Origin of the sequence: Roseateles toxinivorans (assembly GCF_004362525.1) — a bacterium.
GTDB classification, from domain to species: domain Bacteria; phylum Pseudomonadota; class Gammaproteobacteria; order Burkholderiales; family Burkholderiaceae_C; genus Paucibacter; species Paucibacter toxinivorans.
On record NZ_SNXS01000001.1, the window covers coordinates 597,685 to 612,081 of the forward strand.

At 66.1% G+C, this 14,397-nt stretch carries 12 protein-coding genes and 1 pseudogene; 3 read left to right on the forward strand and 10 right to left on the reverse strand.

Going from position 1 to position 14,397, the window contains the following annotated elements; genetic code table 11:
• Position 1: 1 nt before the first annotated feature.
• The 9 genes from DES47_RS02775 to DES47_RS28610 form a co-directional block, all read right to left on the reverse strand.
• Positions 2–853, reverse strand: a complete 852-nt coding sequence (locus tag DES47_RS02775; RefSeq protein ID WP_133699116.1) for a carbohydrate ABC transporter permease — start codon at positions 851–853, stop codon at positions 2–4.
• Entirely contained in the window at positions 850–1,737 is an 888-nt protein-coding gene (locus tag DES47_RS02780; protein ID WP_133699117.1) for a carbohydrate ABC transporter permease, read from the reverse strand. The genes DES47_RS02775 and DES47_RS02780 overlap by 4 nt, the downstream gene beginning before the upstream one ends.
• 21 nt (positions 1,738–1,758) lie before the next feature.
• Positions 1,759–3,099 (reverse strand): ABC transporter substrate-binding protein, encoded by a 1,341-nt coding sequence (locus DES47_RS02785; RefSeq protein ID WP_166651817.1) that lies wholly within the window; start codon positions 3,097–3,099, stop codon positions 1,759–1,761.
• The gene (locus DES47_RS02790) at positions 3,092–4,174 is read right to left on the reverse strand and encodes an ABC transporter ATP-binding protein (protein ID WP_133699119.1); all 1,083 of its coding nucleotides are present in this window, start codon (positions 4,172–4,174) and stop codon (positions 3,092–3,094) included. The genes DES47_RS02785 and DES47_RS02790 overlap by 8 nt, the downstream gene beginning before the upstream one ends.
• A gap of 3 nt (positions 4,175–4,177) precedes the next feature.
• Positions 4,178–5,692, reverse strand: a complete 1,515-nt coding sequence (gene xylB, locus DES47_RS02795) for a xylulokinase (RefSeq protein WP_133699120.1) — start codon at positions 5,690–5,692, stop codon at positions 4,178–4,180.
• Positions 5,689–5,976, reverse strand: a complete 288-nt coding sequence (locus tag DES47_RS02800) for a hypothetical protein (RefSeq protein ID WP_133699121.1) — start codon at positions 5,974–5,976, stop codon at positions 5,689–5,691. Before DES47_RS02800 ends, xylB begins: the two co-directional genes overlap by 4 nt.
• A complete protein-coding gene (locus DES47_RS02805; protein WP_133699122.1) occupies positions 5,969–7,435 on the reverse strand; it encodes an FAD-binding oxidoreductase in 1,467 nt (488 codons plus the stop codon). Before DES47_RS02805 ends, DES47_RS02800 begins: the two co-directional genes overlap by 8 nt.
• Positions 7,436–7,628: 193 nt before the next feature.
• Positions 7,629–8,651 carry a LacI family DNA-binding transcriptional regulator gene (locus tag DES47_RS02810; protein ID WP_133699123.1) on the reverse strand — a complete coding sequence of 341 codons (1,023 nt, stop codon included), beginning with the start codon at positions 8,649–8,651 and terminating at the stop codon, positions 7,629–7,631.
• A gap of 176 nt (positions 8,652–8,827) precedes the next feature.
• The gene (locus DES47_RS28610; protein ID WP_166651818.1) at positions 8,828–9,085 is read right to left on the reverse strand and encodes a hypothetical protein; all 258 of its coding nucleotides are present in this window, start codon (positions 9,083–9,085) and stop codon (positions 8,828–8,830) included.
• Between the two features lie 144 nt (positions 9,086–9,229).
• Between DES47_RS28610 and DES47_RS29120 the strand changes: the two are divergent.
• Positions 9,230–9,685 (forward strand): annotated as a pseudogene (locus DES47_RS29120) (IS110 family transposase); the annotation flags it as partial.
• A 309-nt stretch (positions 9,686–9,994) separates the two neighbouring features.
• Here DES47_RS29120 and DES47_RS02825 read toward each other — a convergent pair.
• Positions 9,995–11,044: a helix-turn-helix domain-containing protein gene (locus DES47_RS02825; protein ID WP_133699126.1), complete on the reverse strand. Its 1,050-nt coding sequence runs from the start codon at positions 11,042–11,044 to the stop codon at positions 9,995–9,997.
• Positions 11,045–11,196: 152 nt separating this feature from the next.
• Between DES47_RS02825 and DES47_RS02830 the strand changes: the two genes are divergently transcribed.
• On the forward strand, positions 11,197–11,472 hold the full coding sequence (locus DES47_RS02830) for a hypothetical protein (protein WP_133699127.1): 276 nt from the start codon (positions 11,197–11,199) through the stop codon (positions 11,470–11,472).
• Between the two features lie 88 nt (positions 11,473–11,560).
• Positions 11,561–13,885 carry a hypothetical protein gene (locus DES47_RS02835; protein WP_133699128.1) on the forward strand — a complete coding sequence of 775 codons (2,325 nt, stop codon included), beginning with the start codon at positions 11,561–11,563 and terminating at the stop codon, positions 13,883–13,885.
• The last annotated feature ends 512 nt before the right edge of the window (positions 13,886–14,397 follow it).

Below are 14,397 nucleotides of genomic sequence, written 5' to 3' on the forward strand. Positions count from 1 at the left end.
GTCAACCCTTTACGGCGCCTGCGGCCAGGCCTTGAATGAAGTAGCGGCTGAGGAAGGCGAAGATGACGAAAAGCGGCGCAGCGATCAGCGTTGCCCCCGCCATCAGCTCGCCCCAGCGTGCATCGAAGGTGCCGAGGATGGAGGCCAGCCCCACCGGCAGCGTCTTGTTGGAGTCGCTGGACACCAGCACGAAGCTGAAGACGTAGTCTGTCCACGATAGCAGGAAGGCAAAGATCGCCACGGTGACGATACCCGGCAGCGAGAGCGGCAGGACCACACGGATGAAGGCGCCCAGCCGCGTGCAGCCGTCCACCATCGCCGCCTCTTCCAAGTCAAAAGGCATGCCCTTGAAGAAGCCCCAGAAGAGCCAGACCCCCAGCGGCAGCGTCAGCGTGCAGTGCGCCAGCACGACGGCCAGCAGGTTGTCCGCCAGCCCCATGCGCGCAAAGATCGACAGCATCGGGATCGCCAGCAGCAGCGGCGGGAACATGTAGGCGTAGAGCATGCTGCCGACGATGATCGACTTGCCCGGCACGCGGTAGCGCGTCACTGTGTACGCGATGACGATGGACAGCAGCAGCGTGATCACCACGACCGCCAGCGCCACCACCACGCTGTTCTTGAACTGCTGCGCGTAGTCGGTCAGCTCCAGCAGGGTCGTGTAGTTTTCGAACTTCCAGTCGATGCGTTTGGGGATCAGGTCGGGGGGCAGGAACAGGTCCTGCGGTGTGCGCAGGCTGGACACCACCATCCAGTAGATCGGGAACAGCGACCAGATGCACATGAGGCCTACGCCCAGCCACAAGGAGGTGCGAGCCCAGAAAGGCAGGCGCGCGAAGAGGGCTTCGCTCATTTCTCCGCCCCCTTCTCGTCCAGCGGGAAGTACCAGAAGTAGATCGCGATCATCACCGAGAGCACCAGGAAGGAGAGCGTCGCCACCGCCGCGCCGCCGCCGACATCGAACTGGTTGAAGGCCTTGCGGTAGCTGAGGATGGGCAGGTGCTCTGTCGCGCCCAACGGCCCGCCCTTGGTGAGCAGCCACACGATGTCGAACTTGTTGAACATCCAGATCGAGCGCAGCAGCACGACCACCAGCAGCACCGGCTTGAGCATCGGCAGCGTCACATGCCAGAAGCGCTTCCAGGCGCCCGCGCCGTCCACCCGCGCGGCTTCGTACAGGCTGGCGGGGATGGACTGCAGGCCGGCCAGGAAGGTGATGGTGACGAAGGGTGTCCAGGTCCAGACGCTGGCGATGATGATCAGTAGCGCCGCCGAGACCGGATGGTCATACCAAGCCGGCCGCCCGAAGCCCAGCTGCTGGGCCCAGACGGTGAAGAGGCCGTAGGCCCCGTCCAGCAGCCAGTGCGTGGTGACGGCGATCACCACCGTGGGCAGCAGGTAGGGCAGGACCACCGCGCCGCGCACGAAGGCGCGGCCCCGCAGCGGCAGGTTGAGCAGTTGCGCGAAGCCGATGCCCAGCAACAGCTGCAGGCCCATCGCGATCAGCGCGAAGCCCAGGCCCAGCGCGAAGGCATGCCAGAAGGCCGGGTCGGCCAGCACGCGGGTGTAGTTCGCCAGGCCCACCCACTGCCGCGCGCTGATGAAGGACTCCGCCTTGTAGAAGGAGAGCTCCACCGCGTGCAGCACCGGTACGGCGATCAGGGCGCCGACCAGCAGGATCGAGAGCACAAAAGCGCCCAGGATCAGCCGGTCGGTGGGCGTCGTGAAATCACGCATAGCGTCTGCTCAAGCTTGCCGTCAGACGATCGAGGCCTTGAGCTTGCGGATGCACAGCTCGGTCGCCTCGTCGGCCGGCATGTCCTTGATCAGCCGGCTCTGGATCGCTTCCATCACGCCGTAGCTCTCGAACATCTTGCCCGGCCGCACATCGGGCGCGGGGCCTTCGGTGTCCACCGAGCGGATGATCACGTCGTTGCGCGTCAGGATGCTGCGCATGAAATCGACCAGTTCGCCGTGCTTCTCGATCAACGGGTGCGCGCGCCAGCGGCGGTCGTCGTACACATCCATGCGCGGCGGCTGGAAGTGCAGCGGTGCGGTGTGCAGGAAGTTGATGTACTGGTTCTCGGTGAACCAGTCCATGAACTTCATCGCTTCCTCCTGCATCGGCGTCTTCACGACGACCCATCCGTCATAGCCGTGGTTCACCGCGACGTTCTTGCCCACCGAGTCGGGGTACATGAAGAAGCCGGTCTTGCCCGCCAGTTCGGGCGCGCGGTCCTCCAGCACTTCCATCAACCGGCCGGCATAGGGCGCCATAGCCGTCTGGCCGCCCGAGTACTGGCCGATCACGGTGGCGAACAGCGCCTGCGACATGCCCGGCGGCATCGAGGGCGAGAGCTTCTTCATGAAGTCCAGGTAGCCGGAGAACGTCTTCTTCATTGGCGGCGTGTCCAGCGACAGGCCCCATTTGTCGTCCAGCAGCTTGACGCCGTCCGCCCACATGAAGCCCGGGGCCAGCCACTGGCCCGCGCCGTTGGAGCCGATGGGGATGGTGACGCCGAAGTTGTTGCCCGCGGTCAGCGCCTTGGCGTTGTCGGCGAACTGGTCCCAGGTGGTCGGCACCTTCAGGCCCTTGGCGGCGTACAGGTCCTTGCGGTAGTACATCCAGGCGAAGTTGTAGTCGTAGGGGTACCAGTACTGCTCGCCCTTGACCGGGAAAAGGATGCGTGGCCCCCACTTGTGCTTGTTGACCATCTTGGTCAGCGGCACCAGCTTGCCCGCTTCGGCCAGCAGCACCACATGGGCGACGAAGATCAGGCCGGAGATGTCGTAAGGCGTGCCAGCCGAGATGGAGGCCTGCAGCTTGTCGTAAACCTGGTCGGGTGGCACGGTGTCAACCACCACCCGCACGCCGCTGACGCGCTCGTACTCGGCGGCGGCCACCTTCATCGCGCGCACGCTGTCGCGGCTCGGTTCGCAGTTCAGAAAGCGGATCGTCTTCTGCTGCGCATGCACCCAGGGCGAGGCGAGCGTGCCGGCCGCGGCCACGCCGGCAGCCACCGTCAGGCGGCGCCGCCGCGTGTCGATACTTTCGGCAACTACAGGAACCAAGTCTCCGGTCTTCTTATCGTCAGACATCTGATGCTCCATCGGGGTTGGTCCGGCTCAGGCACGCGCCGGTTGCGTGATCGAAAAGATGCAGTTGCTGGAGATCGAGTTGCAGATGACGGGTTTCGCCGAAAACCACCTGCTGATCTCGGCCGAGCATGGCGCGAAGGCGCAGGCCTTCGTGCTCGAAGGCAGCGAGCGTGTAGGCGCCCATCTGCTCGATCTGCACCGCGCGCATCGGCAGGCTGTGGGCGGCCTCGCCCAGCGTGATGTGCTCGGGGCGCACACCCAGCGTGACGGCTGTGCCATCCCTGATTGACGAATTCACCGGCAGGCGCAGGCCGTTGGCCACGACGCTGCCGCCGTCGATGCGCGCATCCACCAGATTCATCTCCGGGGCGCCGATGAAGCCGGCCACGAAGCGGTTCACCGGCCGGTCGTACACTTCCAGCGGCGTGCCCACCTGCTGGATGCGGCCGTCCTTCATCACCACGATACGGTCGCCCAGGGTCATGGCCTCCACCTGGTCGTGGGTGACGTAGATCATGTTGGTCTTCAGCTCGCGGTGCAGGCGCGCGATCTCGTCGCGCATGCGCAGGCGCAGCTTGGCGTCGAGATTGGACAGCGGCTCGTCGAGCAGGAACACATCGGGCTCGCGCACCAGCGCGCGGCCCAGGGCCACCCGCTGCATCTGTCCGCCGGAGAGCTGGCGCGGCTTGCGTTCCAGCAGCGCCTCCATGCCCAGCATCTCGGCCGCCCACTTCACCCGCCGGTCGATCTGCGCCTTGTCCAGGTTGCGCAGGCGCAGGCCGAAGGCGAGGTTCTCGAACACCGTCTTGTGCGGGTAGAGCGCGTAGTTCTGGAACACCATCGCGATGTTCCGGTCCTTGGGTTCGAGCCGGGTGACGTCGCGCCCGCCGATCAGCATCTGGCCGCTGCTCACGTCCTCCAGCCCGGCAATCATGCGCAGCGTGGTGGACTTGCCGCAGCCGGAGGGGCCGACGAAGACGGTCAGCTCCCCGTCCGGGATCAGCAGGTCCATCGGCTGCACGACGGCGACGGCGCCGTAGCGCTTCTCGATTCTCCGAAGTTCGATCTGTGCCATCGCTCAATGTCCTGCGGCGAAGGCGTGCAGGCGGTGGTTGACGCCGGACAGGCTGGCCTGCGTCTCCTTGTACAGCCCGAACAAATCGTCATAGCGCCGTGCCGCCGCGGCGTTCGGCTCATGCACCGCGCGGCTCGCCTGCCCGTGCGCGGCGGCCTTGAACTCGCTCTCGAAAAAGCCCGCCGCCACGCCGGCCAGCAGCGCCGCGCCGAAGGACGCATCGGTCACCGCCGGCAGCACGATGCGCACGCCCAGAACGTCGGCCACGATCTGCCGCCAGGCCGCACTGCGCGAGCCACCGCCGACGATGCGCGCCTCCTGCATGCTCATGCCCTGTGTCTTGAAGTCAGCCAGCACATCGCGCAAGCTCATCGCGATGCCTTCGTACAGCGCGCGCACGAGGTGGCCGCGCTCGTGGCGCATCGTCAGGCCGACGAAATCGGCGCGCAGCAGCGGGTCCCAGTAGGGCGCGCGCTCGCCTTGCAGATAGGGGTGGAACAGCAGACCTTCAGCGCCCAGCGGCGCAGCGGCAGCCATCGCGTCCATCTCCGCGAACACGGCGGAGCCATTGGCGCCGGGGTGCATGAAGAAGCGGTCGCGCAGCCAGCGGTGCGCGCTGGCGCAGCTGTTGGTGGCGCTGATCGTGTACCAGAGGCCGGGGATGGCGAAGGGGTAGTTGATCAGCGTCGTGTGCACGCGAGGCGCGGTGCCGACGATGCTCACCGTGCCTGCCGTGGCCAGCTTCACTACGCCCGCGCCCTCGCGGTCCGAGCCGGCGCCGTAGGACTCGCAGGAGGTGTCGGACGTGCCGCAGATCACCGGTGTGCCCACGCGCAGCCCGCAGGCCAGGCTGGCGGCCTCGGTCACGCGGCCGACCAGGGTGGTGGGGCTGACCACCGGCGGTAAGGTGGCCGGATCCCAGCCCGCCATGCCGCACAACTCGTCGGACCAGCAGGCATTTGCGTGGTCCCACAGCAGGGTGCCGACCGCATCGGTCACATCGGTGTGCCAGTCGCCGGTCAGGCGCATGCGCAGCCAGTCCTTGGCAACGTAGACGCGCTTGGCCTTCTGGCCGATCTCGGGCTCGTGCCGGTTCAGCCACATCAGCTGCGGCAGCGTCCAGGTGGGCGAGGCCTTGTTCAGGCCGATGGCCAGGATGCGATCGGCGTGCGCGGCCTGCAGCTCGCGCGCCTCCACGCCGCTGCGCTGGTCGTTCCACAGGATGGCCGGGCGCAGCACGCGGTTGCTTTCATCTGTGATCACCGGCGTGTGCGCGCCGGCACTGAAGCCCACCGCGGCCACGTCGGCCGCCGTCATGCCGGCGGTTGCCAGCGCGCGGGGCACCGTCTCGCACAGCGCGGCCCACCAGTCCTCGGGGTTCTGCTCGCTCCAGCCAGGATGCGGCGTATCGGTGGCGAAGTCCTTCGACGCACTGCCACGCTCACGGCCCTGGTCATCGACGACCATCGTCTTCAGACTGCCCGCGCCGATGTCGATGCCGAGCACCGCCCGGTTCATGCCGCGGCTCCCGCGCTCAGGCGCGCGTTGAGGGTGTCGACCGCGCCGGCAATGTCATAACCGTAAGGGCAAGCTGCCTTGCAGGCATGCGCCGCCTCGGTGCGGGAGAGCGCGGCTTGTGCGTCGGCGTCATAGGGCAGGTGGCCGTCGATCACTGCCAGCGCGATCAGGGCCAGGGCCGATGGCGTTTCCGATTCCACCTGTCGGGCCAGAGATGCAGGCACGTCCCGGCGGCAGGGGTTGGGGCAGCAGGCGCAGAAGCGCATCAGCTCGCGCTCATTCATGGTGGATGTGCTCCAGGTTGACGGCGCCTTCGCGCGCACGCAAGGCAAGCTTGCCGGGGACGAACAGGTTGTCAGGGTCGAGATAGTCCTTCACGCCCTGTAACAGCTCCAAGCCCGTGCCAAGCTCCTCGCGCAACCAGGGGTTGCGGAACACACCGACGCCATGATGGTGGCTGATGGTGCCGCCAAGGTCCAGGCAGGCCGTCAGCGTCAGGTGCCAGGCCTCGCGGTGCAGACGCAGGCCCTCGCTGCGTTCCATCGGCGGCAGGCGCAGCGTCATGTATTGGCAGGCGCCTTCGGGATAAACGTGGGACCAGTGGGTGCCGAAATGGATGCCTGGGAACAGGCTCTGCATCTCGCGGGCGATGCGTGCGTGCAGGGCCGGCAATGCGCTCCAGGGCGCGGTGACTTCGATGGTGTCCATGAAGTAGTCCTTGGACTGCCACTGCGGCGAGTAGGACTCATATCGATGTGCGCACCAGTGCTCATACGGTTCGTCGCCAAGCTGCACGCCGCCGTGCGCCGCGACGATCTCCATCGCCAGGTCGCGCTCCAGCGCGGCCATGCGCGGCGAGCCGCAGAACTCCAGGATCGCGAGGAAGGGCCTGCCCTCACCGATGCCTACGCTGGCACCGCGCGGTGCGGACTCCGCCGCGTCGTACAGGCGCACGACGGCGGGGCGCAGCTCGGCCTGCATGATCTGGCGCAGTGCGTCGAGGCCGGTCTTTAAAGTCTCGAATCCCAGCACCACGCTGTGGCGCGCTTCGGGCAGCTTCCAAACCCGCAGAGTCAGCTCGGTGATGATGCCGAAAGCGCCTTCGGAGCCGACCATCAGGTCCTTCAGGCTCGGGCCTACCGCCCGACGCGCGACCGGGCGCACGCGCAGCTCGCGGCCGTCGGGCAACAGGGCCGCCAGCCCGAGCACGATGTCCTCGATCTTGCCGTAGCGGGTGGAGTTCTGACCGGCGCCGCGGCAGGCCGCCCATCCGCCCACGGTGGACATGTGCAGCGACTGCGGCAGGTGGCCGCAGCTGTAGCCGCGCTCGTTGAGCCAGGCCTCGAACTGGCCGCCGTTCATGCCGGACTGCACGGTGACGGTGCCGTCCAGCGTGTTCAGCTCGATCACCTGGTTCATGCGCTTGAGGTCGACGACCAGCTCGTGGTCCATCGGCAGCGTGCCGCCCAGAACGCCGGAGCCGGCTCCAAACGGAATCAGCGGAATCTTCTCGCGGCGCGACAACTCGATGACGCGCCGCAGCTCGTCCACGTCCGCCGGGCAGGCCACGGCCGAGGGCAGCCGCGCGGGCAGATTGCCGTCACGCACCATGTAGGTGGCATAGGGCAGCCGGTCGCGGGCATAGGCCCAGAGCTCGGGCAGGCTGCTCAGCGTCTGGTCCGGGCCAGTGATCTGGGTCAGTTCGGCCAGCCAGGAAGGCGGGCTGCTTTTGACGGGTTTCATGACGTGTCCTTGCGGGCGTTGCTGCAGTTGAGCAATCGATTGCGCAAATCATGCCTGCGAGGTAAGGCAAGTGGCATCGGGGTTTTTACTCAGGTGGCTACTCTGAGTTTGGTGACGCGCCGGGTGGTCCGTGGACGGCTGGCGTCCAAGACCCTTCGTCAAGCTCAGCCCGAACGGTGTCTACTCGAGCAAGCTAGGCCTGCGGTCGGCCCGTCGAAGCCCGCAGCACCAGACTCTCCAGCGGCAGCGTGTGCGCGATGGCTTCGGTCTTCTGCTCAACGAGGTCGATCAACCCATGGGTCGCCACGCTGCCCATCTCGCGCAGCGGCAGGCGCACGGTGGTGAGTTGCGGATGCAGCATGTCCGCAATGGCGGCGTCATGGATCGCGATGACCGAGACCTGCGTGGGAATAGCGATGCTCCGCGCGTGAAGAAGCTTCATCGCTCCCGCAGCGGTGAGCACGGTAGCAGCGACGACGGCAGTCAGCGCGGCGCCGCTGTCGATCAGCGCGCGCATCCCGGTCTCGCCGCCTTCAAAGGTGTAGCCCGCCGTGATGACGAGGGCTGGGTCATAGGCAATGCCGGCCGCGTCCAAGGCGGCCCGGTAGCCGGCCAGCCGGCGCTGGCCGTTGTAGCCTTCCGCACGCCCAGCCAGGTGGGCGATGCGGCGGTGGCCCAGTGCAATCAGGTGCTCGGTGGCCAGCTTGGCGGCGGCGAAGCTGTCAAACACCACATAGTTGCCGACACCGTCGAGTTTGCGGTTGAGTACCACGTAGGGCAGGGAGGTCTGCTGCAGTGAAGCCAACAGTGCGACTTCGTGCTCCAGCGTTGCCACCAGAAGCCCATCCACGCGGCTGACGCGGGCCATCTGAGCGTAGTGGCCGGCATCGCCGCCGGCGTCGTCCGAGTGCGATATCAGCAGTGCATATCCGCGAGACCGAGCGGCAATCTCGGCGCCGAAGATGATCTCGGGAAAGACCGGGTTCTCCAACTGCGGCACCGCGATTCCCAGCGTGTACGAGCGGGCGGTGCGCAGACCACGTGCCAGCGGGTTGGGCTCATAGCCGAGCGCTTTGGCGGCCGCCAGCACGCGCTCCCTCGTGGCGGCGCCCACGCGGTGGCCGACGCCTGCGTTGAGCACGCGAGAGGCGGTGGAGCGGTCCACCTCGGCAGCCGCAGCCACATCGGCCAGGGTCGCGCCCTTGGTGGGATTCATGGCGTGAAAGTCAGCAGTGGAGTACACATGCCGCCATCATGCCTTCATCGCCTGGCGGCGCTTTACTGCGGCCCGAAATGCGCCCGGGCGTAGTCCACAAGGCCTTCTGCTTGGCCGACTGGGGTAGTAGAGATCGACGCCCGGAAAGGTCGGCGAGATCTCGCTCAGAACGCGCTTCAAATTTCTTGCTCGGACGTAAGGCTCCGACGACTGCTCGAAGGTATGGTGATGCCGAAGAGCGTCACAACAGGGCCGAAGTCTTTCGATCGTTCGAGAAGACGATCGAGATCTGCCGCGACATGCGGCGAAATGGCGCGTTCGCTCTGGGAAAAGCACAAGACAGTTGACGTGCTGACCTTTTCAAAACAGGTCGCCGAAGCGACGAGTGCCGCGATTGGTATTGCGACAACTGCTGCAATGTGAGGAAATTTCATGCTGCCTAGACAAGATGGCGTCGTGACGCCGGGCGGCCCGACTCCTGCGATGCAGTAGGTTGCAGGCACGGGGCCTGCAGAGCTACACCAATGCACCCGGCGGACGGGCTGCCGGGGCGTCGCAAGTTGGCAAGGAGTCGGGCCATGAGTAAATCTAGCACCTTGTTCGTCGGTTTGGACGTCCACAAGGACAGTATCGACATCGCCGTGGCGGATGCGCCGCTGGATGGCGAGATCCGCCATATCGGCAGCATCCGGGGCGACCTCGCCTCGTTGGACAAATCGCTGCGCAAACTCGTCAGCCGCGGCCAGCCGCGGCACATCGTCTACGAGGCCGGCCCCTGCGGGTTCGTCATCTGGCGCCACCTCACGGCGCAGGGCTTGCACTGCGAGGTGGTGGCCCCATCGTCGATCTCTCGCCCGAGCGGCGACCGGGTCAAGACCGACCGGCGCGACGCCCTGCTGCTGGCCAGGCTGGCCCGCTCGGGCGATCTCTCGGTGGTGCGCGTGCCCGTTGGCGTGGACGAAGCCGTGCGCGGCCTGGTGCGTGCCCGCGAAGAGGCCGTGCGCGAGCAGCGCAACGGCCGCCACCGCCTGAAGGCCTTGCTGCTGCGCAACGGCATCCCCTACGCCGGCAAGACCTCATGGACGGCCGCGCACCTGCGCTGGCTGGCCACGGTCAAGCTGGAGTACTCGGCCCAGCAGATCGCCTTCCAGGAGTACCTGCACGCGATCACCGAGTCCGGTGCTCGCATCGAGCGGCTGGAGCAGGCCCTGCGCGACGCGCTACCTGACTGGGGGCTGATGCCGGTGGTGCAGGCGCTGCAGGCCCTGCGTGGCGTGCAGCTGATCGCGGCCATCACGCTGGTGCCGTTCGACAGGTGTGCGTCGCTCTCCCGGCGTCAGCGTTCACCCCGAGGTTTTCGTCACCGTATCGAGCAAGGGCAGGTGCGTGGCCATGGCTTGCCTCCATGCCGCAGATTGCACGTCGTCGGGGTAGCCGCGTCGGGCGCGTACCTCGTGCGGTGGCATTCCGTAGCGCTTCTTGAACGCGCGGCTGAAGGAGGTCGGGTGCGTGAAGCCGAGGTCGCGGGCGAGTTGCTTGATCCGCAGGTGGGTGGTCTGGGGTTCCGTGATGGCCTGCAGTGCACGGTTCAGACGGCGATCCAGGATGTAGGCTGAAACGCCGCCCAACGGCTCGAAGAGGCGGTACAGGCTGGCCCGGGACAGGCTGAAGGCCCGCGTCAGATCGTCCGGACCTAGGTCGGTACATGCGAGTTGCTCTTCGATGAAACTCTTGATCTCGGCGAGCGAGGCCAGGCCCGCATGGGAGGGCGGGTTGATCCCCTCGCGTTTAGCGTGCTGGAGAGCTCCAGCCACCAACTGAATCGTCGCTTCGCCGATGAGCGACGATTCGGCGGACGTGATCTGCGGAGCCACCTCGATGCATGTCTTCAGGTGATCGAGGAGCAACTGTCGCGTGGCGCCGCTGTGCAACACGAAGCCGTGAATATCGTTCATGGCCGGCACCAAGTCTGCCAGCCGATGCCGCGATATATGCAGCGAAATATTGTCGACGGCATCGCTCTGGATGCTGAATGGCCGCGCCAAGTCGAAGAATGCGATCGCCCCAGCTTCGACGGTGCGGACCCGGCCGTTGACCTCGCAACTGAACGAGCCGCTGAGATAGGTCATCACGAGGACGTCGTCGATACCGGAGCGGGCGATCTTGCGCAGCGTCCTGTCAAAGCGCACCGACGCGGTCACCGCGCGTGACATCAGCACGTCCGGCAGGTGGGACAACGACGAGCGCGCGAAGAAGGGCTGGTCGCCTCGCGGGCGGACCGCTTCGAACATCGGTCGAACCAGGATCTGGAAGGCGGCAAAGCTGTCCGGCCCGTCCGCGGGCAGTTCGATCTCCTGGCGCTGGATGAACGTCTGTTGGGAGGGGCGCGTCATACGCCGCGATTCTGCCAGCGCCCCGGATCCACCCAGATACCTCGCATACCGGCCGTCTCGAATGCCTGTCACCGGATCTCAGACGCCAGCGAATTAGCCATCCCTCCTGCATGCTGCCGAGCTGCTTCATGCCGGACGGTCAGAAAACATCGATGGATCTCGACAAACGCAAGTCTCTCGCGCTGGAGATGCTCCAGATCGCCGCCGCGGAAGTTCCCGGCACATCGGCCTCGCGGAAGTTCCGCGGCCTGATCGAGGCCAACCAGCACGAGCGCGCCCTCCTCATCCTTGAGGAGGCCGGCGAGGACCACGCTGTCAGCCGCGGCTATTGGTCGCAGCTGAAGCAGGCAGCCGAGACGCTGGGTTTGCGCCAACTGCGCCTTGAGTTCGGGCGCAAGCATCGCCGCAGCGTCGATCCGGAGCTGTAAGCAGCCAGCCCGCGCTGTGGTCCATCCGCCCGGATGCACCTCGCGGCCCGCGAACCAACACAACGAACCACAAGGAGCAGGTGGAACCATGAGCGACAGAAACATCACGGAGCTGGAGTGGAGGAAGTTCTCCAAAGGCCGGGGCTACAAGGACGGCGTCTTCGTCAAGGCGCTGGCGGCGCTGGAGGCGGGCAAGACGCCCGAGGCGAAGCTGGCGGCGCTTGAGGACATTGAGAAGCAGGCGGACCTGCTGCGCAAGGCGAACAAGGCGGACAAGGCGCTGGGCAGCTATCTCGACGACGCGGAGAAGGCAGCGGGCAAGGAGCGCAAGCAGCTAGAGGCCGAGGCAAAGAGAACGGCGTCGCAGTCTTCCTCTGGCGAGGAAGAGGAGGACAGCCCGGCGCTGCTGACGAGCAAATTGGTTCCGCTGCTGCGCGAGTTGAAGAAGGGCGAGGCCACCATGCACGCCATGATCTGCACTGCCGGCAAGGGCACGGCGGTGCTCGTGATGCGGCGAGCCATCGCTCCTGCCCGTCGCGAGATGCTCGCCGAGGCTATCGACGCCAAGGGCGGGGCTAAGTACGTCGCCGGCGAATGCCGCTACGAGAACCAGGCCCTGACCTTCATCGTGCAGGGCGCGGCTGCTGGTATGGCCAAGCGCCTGCGCCAGGCCCTCTACGACCAGACCGATCTGCGCCTGAAGGTCGTCGTGCGTGGGGAGGACGGCGAGGACAATGACGGCGACGATGACGATGATGGCGACGCCCCGCACTTCGAAAGCAGCGAAAGTGAAGAGCAAGAGTCGTCCGAGAAGGCGCAGTACCTGGCGCAACTGCGCGAGCTGGCGCCCAAGATCGATGGCGCGCTGCGCGGCCAGACCGGCGACGTCGGCAAGCTCAAGGCCGTGTTCGGATTCGCGCAGGGCAAGGCCAAGGACGGTCTCTACGCCGCGGCGCTGCAGGGGCTGGACGCGGTGGCTAAGCTGCTCGCGGGTGAAGGCACTGCGCCGCTAGTCCCGCCCTTGACGCCGACGACGACAGTCAAGCCGGAAACCAGCAGCCCGCCCAGCCGCGAGAGCAGGGAATTCACCGAACGGGTCAATGAGATGCTCCCCCGCATCAAGGACGGCCTGGCTCTGGGCCTGGCGGGCGCCAACGGTGCCAAACTCAAGCTCAGCGAGGCGGCCGCGTTCACGCGCAAGCAGGAATGGCAGGCGGCCCACGACCTGCTCGACCAACTCGACAAGGACCTGGCCCTCGACCGCATGGTGATGCCGCCGACCTTGAGCCCCGAGGAGGTCAAGCGCAAGGAATTCGCCAGGAAACAAGAGCTGACGGAGCGATGGCGCCAGACCGTCCCGGAAGAGCGACATCTGGTCAGCATGGAGGGCCAGATGGTCGGCAGGGCCGACACGCCCTTGGCCAAACTGCTGGAAAGGACGTTCGCGCAACTGCGCAAGGCGAACCAGGACCGTGACTTCGAGGCTGCGCTGCGCATCTTCGGCAGCATCCAGGCTCTCGGCGGCAGCGTCGAAGCCGTGCGAGCGGAAGCCCGGCGGATGATGGACATGGAAAGCCCGTCCTACAAGGAGGGCGCAGAGGAGTTCCTCCGCGATCAGGGACCGGAGTGGATCGAACAACTGCGCCGCCAGGCTGCCGAGGATGGCTACGGCCTGACCTCCGACGGCATGGTCCGCTATGCTTTGCCCGTCAGCGGCGACGAGTGGAAGCGCGGTGCGCTGGCGCCGCTGAACACCATCGGCAGGCTGGTGAACGAGGCTGAAGTGCTGAGCAGAGAGAACGGCGAGGACCCGTTTGCAGTGCTCCCGCTGATCCACGAGATCCTGAGCGAGCAGTACTCGCTAATCCAACTGGTCGAACGGGTGCGGCAGTACGCTCTCGACGGCAGCTTCACCGATCGCGGCCATGAAGAGGCGGCGATCACGATCTACGAGTTGCGCAATGAATTCTCGGAAGCGATCCAACCTTTCCTGCTCATGCAGGCGGGGGATGTCGATGTCGAACAACTGCTCCGCAGCATCGACGAACTCGCGGCGACGCTGATGGACTACGCCCCGTCCGAAGACGGCGACGGGACGACGCCGCTGGAACAGTTGCAGCAGGCGATCAAGGACATCGGATCCCGCAAGTTCGGCGCGGCAGGCACTCTGCTGAAGTCCTTGCGCCTGGAGATCGAGCGCAGTCGGCCCGAGGGCGAGCCGGGCGAGAACCTGAACGATCAGATCGCCAGCGGGGGAGATATCCGCGTACGCAATCTGGTGGCGGAGAAGCTGTTCCGGGCTGCGGGTGACCTCGACATCCTCGCTGCGCGGGAAGGCCTGCCCTTCGACGGGGTGCTGAGCGCGTTCCAGAAGCTGGACCAGGCAGCAAAGGACTTCGAGAAGATCCTATGACCGCCAGTCGGGGGCGAAGCGCGTCACGGTGTCGTTCCGAAACCGGCAGGAGAGCATTAATTGCTCGTCCGGGCCTAGATGAGCATCCACTCGGCTTCACCCGCTTCACGGGCACGCGCGAAGGCGATCATTGCCGTTTCGCAGAGTTGGTCGATCAGTTCGCTGTGCTCCGGTTCGGCATCCGCCGCCCAAGCGACCGCATACGCTGGCCGATACAGCGCTGATGGGGCTTTGCATCTACGGCGATTTGCCTGTTTCTCGAGCCCTTGGTCGCGACTGCCACGCACGGCCGGGCTTCTACGGAATCCCTGAAAACAGACGCTCGTGGATGACAGCTTGTGGCCGGGACTTCCAGTCCGCGGCCGTTCCAGATAGCTGACCTTGGCGGTCCGCGCCCCGATGCTGCGAAAGGCAGCTACCAGGCGCTCGGCCGAGCGCACGGACCCGGACAGGAGCCGACATAGCCTCCGCCGTCTCGGGAGACAGCAAGGTGCCCATTGCGGGTATTTGTC

Coding starts and splice junctions, on each gene's coding strand:
- DES47_RS02775 (WP_133699116.1), bottom strand. CDS start 853: ATGAGCGAAGCCCTCTTCGCGCGCCTGCCTTTCTGGGCTCGCACCTCC.
- DES47_RS02780 (WP_133699117.1), bottom strand. CDS start 1,737: ATGCGTGATTTCACGACGCCCACCGACCGGCTGATCCTGGGCGCTTTT.
- DES47_RS02785 (WP_166651817.1), bottom strand. CDS start 3,099: ATGTCTGACGATAAGAAGACCGGAGACTTGGTTCCTGTAGTTGCCGAA.
- DES47_RS02790 (WP_133699119.1), bottom strand. CDS start 4,174: ATGGCACAGATCGAACTTCGGAGAATCGAGAAGCGCTACGGCGCCGTC.
- xylB (WP_133699120.1), bottom strand. CDS start 5,692: ATGAACCGGGCGGTGCTCGGCATCGACATCGGCGCGGGCAGTCTGAAG.
- DES47_RS02800 (WP_133699121.1), bottom strand. CDS start 5,976: ATGAATGAGCGCGAGCTGATGCGCTTCTGCGCCTGCTGCCCCAACCCC.
- DES47_RS02805 (WP_133699122.1), bottom strand. CDS start 7,435: ATGAAACCCGTCAAAAGCAGCCCGCCTTCCTGGCTGGCCGAACTGACC.
- DES47_RS02810 (WP_133699123.1), bottom strand. CDS start 8,651: ATGAATCCCACCAAGGGCGCGACCCTGGCCGATGTGGCTGCGGCTGCC.
- DES47_RS28610 (WP_166651818.1), bottom strand. CDS start 9,085: ATGAAATTTCCTCACATTGCAGCAGTTGTCGCAATACCAATCGCGGCA.
- DES47_RS02825 (WP_133699126.1), bottom strand. CDS start 11,044: ATGACGCGCCCCTCCCAACAGACGTTCATCCAGCGCCAGGAGATCGAA.
- DES47_RS02830 (WP_133699127.1), top strand. CDS start 11,197: ATGGATCTCGACAAACGCAAGTCTCTCGCGCTGGAGATGCTCCAGATC.
- DES47_RS02835 (WP_133699128.1), top strand. CDS start 11,561: ATGAGCGACAGAAACATCACGGAGCTGGAGTGGAGGAAGTTCTCCAAA.